Source organism: uncultured Cardiobacterium sp. (assembly GCF_938028185.1).
Taxonomy (GTDB): domain Bacteria; phylum Pseudomonadota; class Gammaproteobacteria; order Cardiobacteriales; family Cardiobacteriaceae; genus Cardiobacterium.
This window is the reverse complement of sequence record NZ_CALJAH010000282.1, coordinates 1-2,312: the sequence shown is the minus strand read 5'-3', so window position 1 is coordinate 2,312 and position 2,312 is coordinate 1. Positions and strand designations below refer to the sequence as shown.

The window sequence follows — 2,312 nt, the reverse complement described above, 5'->3', positions numbered from 1 at the left end:
ATCCTGCTATTGCCCCTTTCCGGCCTCGCCCTGAACCTCGCCCAACTCAGCTTCGCCGATTACTGGAACATCGTCAGCGACGGACAAACGCTCTCTGCGCTGCGCGTCACCTTCTGGGCGGCGGCGTGGGCATCGCTGTTCAACGCCCTCTTTGGCCTGCTGCTCGCCTGGGTGCTGACCCGCTACCGCTTCCCCGGTCGCGTCTTCATTGACGCGCTGGTCGATCTGCCCTTCGCCCTGCCAACCGCCGTCGCCGGCATTGCCCTTGCCACCCTCTTTGCCAAAGACGGCTGGCTGGGGCAACCGTTGGCGGCGCTCGGCATCGCCGTCGCCTACCAGCCCGCCGGGATTGTCGTCGCCATGATTTTCACCAGCATCCCCTTCGTCGTCCGCGCGGTGCAACCGGTGCTGGAAGCGCTGCCGCCTGCCGTCGAAGAAGCGGCAACCACCCTCGGCGCGCGCCCGCACCAGGTCTTCACCCGCGTCATCCTGCCGCAACTGATGCCCGCGCTCGCCTCCGGCGTGGTGCTGTCATTTGCGCGCAGCCTCGGCGAGTTCGGCGCGGTCATCTTCATCGCCGGCAACCAGCCCTACGTCAGCAAAGTGGTGTCGCTGCTCATCTTCGAGCGCCTGCAAGAATTTGACCTGCCCGCCGCCGCTGCCATCGCCTCGCTGATGCTTGCCGCCTCGCTGCTGCTGTTGCTGCTGGTGAACCTCTGGCAGGGCCACTTCCTCCGCCGCTTCGGGAGAAACGCATGAGACGCCTCTTGATTGCCCTCGCGCTTGCCTTCACCCTCGTCTTCCTCGTGTTGCCGCTGCTGGTGGTCTTCCACGGCGCCTTTGCCAAAGGCTGGACGGCATTTGCCACCGCGCTCGCCGAACCCGACACCCGCCACGCCCTGTGGCTGACCCTGCTCGTCACCGCCATCACCGTGCCGGTGAACGTCATCTTCGGCGTCGCCTTCGCCTGGCTCGTCACCCGTTTCCGCTTCCGTGGCCGCGCGCTGCTCATCACCCTGCTCGACATCCCCTTTGCCGTGTCGCCGGTCATCGCCGGGCTGCTTTATCTCCTGCTCTACGGCATGAACAGCCCGGTCGGCGAATGGTTCGCCGCGCACGATTTACAACTGATGTTCGCCGTGCCGGGCATCGTCCTCGTCACCATCTTCGTCACCTGCCCCTTCGTCGCGCGCGAACTCATCCCCTTCATGCAACAGCACGGCGCGGCGGAAGAAGAAGCGGCGGTTGTCCTCGGCGCCAGCCGCTGGCAACTGTGGCGGCGCATCACCCTGCCGACCATCCTCTGGCCGCTGATTTACGGCGTGGCGCTGACCAACGCGCGTGCGGTGGGCGAATTTGGCGCGGTCTCGGTCGTCTCCGGCAACATCCGGGGCGAAACCAACACCCTGCCGCTCAACGTCGAACTGCTCTACCAGGACTACCAGGCCGCCGCCGCGTTCGCCAGCGCGGTACTGCTCGTCCTCATCGCCCTGGCCACCCTCGCGCTGAAAACCTGGGTGGCGCGGAAGGAACACCAATGACCCCTTCCCCTGCAGGGCGAAGCCCGCAGCGGGGAGGGCAGGGGTTGGGGTATTCATGCAACCACCGCAGTAACTTCAGCAAACACCAACTCAACCATGAGAACCCGGCGAAATCCACGAACAGCTCCCTCCCCTGCAGGGCGAAGCCCGCAGCGGGGGAGGGCAGGGGTGGGGGTAGCGGTATCCATGCAACCACCGCAGTAACTTCAGAAAATACCAACCTAACCATGAGAACCCGGCGAAATCCACGAACAGCTCCCTCCCCTGCAGGGCGAAGCCCGCAGCGGGGGAGGGCAGGGGTGGGGGTAGCGGTATCCATGCAACCACCGCAGTAACTTCAGAAAACACCAACCCAACCATGAGAACCCGGCGAAATCCCAAACTGCACCACTTTGCCCGCGAACTGCGCAAAGACATGACAGATGCCGAACACCGTTTATGGCGGCGCCTGCGCGGCGGACAACTGCACGGCATCAAATTCCGCCGCCAATACGTCATTGGCAGTTACATCGCCGATTTTGCCGCCCCTGAAATCAGGCTGATTATCGAACTGGACGGCGGACAACACGCCAACCAACAAGCCTACGACCAGCAACGCAGCCTGTTTCTGCAACACCAGGGCTACCGCGTCCTGCGCTTCCGGAATCACGACATGTTGCAACAAACCGAAAGCGTCATGACAGAAATCCTGAAACATTGCCAGCTTCCGCGCTGAAAACCATACCCCCCCCACCCCAACCCTCCCCCGCTGCGGACGCTGGCGCGTCCTGC

At 64.1% G+C, this 2,312-nt stretch carries 3 protein-coding genes; all 3 read left to right on the top strand.

Translation table 11 applies throughout. The annotated features are described in order from the left end of the window. A partial coding sequence (cysT, locus tag Q0349_RS08355; RefSeq protein WP_298080411.1) for a sulfate ABC transporter permease subunit CysT occupies positions 1–759 on the top strand: 759 nt, incomplete at its 5' end. Next, positions 756–1,541 (top strand): sulfate ABC transporter permease subunit CysW, encoded by a 786-nt coding sequence (gene cysW, locus Q0349_RS08350; protein WP_298080410.1) that lies wholly within the window; start codon positions 756–758, stop codon positions 1,539–1,541. The genes cysT and cysW, both read left to right, overlap by 4 nt. Positions 1,542–1,899: 358 nt before the next feature. Further along, a complete protein-coding gene (locus Q0349_RS08345) occupies positions 1,900–2,256 on the top strand; it encodes a DUF559 domain-containing protein (RefSeq protein WP_298080409.1) in 357 nt (118 codons plus the stop codon). The last annotated feature ends 56 nt before the right edge of the window (positions 2,257–2,312 follow it).